Here is a 229-nt window from a genome sequence, read left to right as displayed (position 1 = left end):
CTACAGACAGCGGCTACCGCCCATGCCATCCACATCATATCGACAGGCAAACGATAAAATAACATAATTGTCGATGCTGCCATCATAATCGTCGCTAAACACTTGGCATAAAGCGGAACGGCATGATTCTCCTCCCAATCACGGACGAATTTACCAAAATATTTATGATTAATCAGCCAAAAATGAAAGCGTCGAGAACTGCGTGCCCAGCAGCCTGCTGCTAGCAAGA

Annotated in this window: 1 protein-coding gene; it reads right to left on the bottom strand. The window is 45.9% G+C overall.

Annotated features, from left to right (window positions below):
• Nucleotides 1–229 (bottom strand): YbaN family protein (locus SB772_RS46305; protein ID WP_410839305.1); only part of this gene is annotated, 229 nt, incomplete at both ends.

The organism is Paraburkholderia sp. SIMBA_030, from assembly GCF_046535245.1.
Taxonomy (GTDB): domain Bacteria; phylum Pseudomonadota; class Gammaproteobacteria; order Burkholderiales; family Burkholderiaceae; genus Paraburkholderia.
Note: the sequence above shows the minus strand (reverse complement) of the source record. Positions and strands in the feature narration are given on the sequence as shown.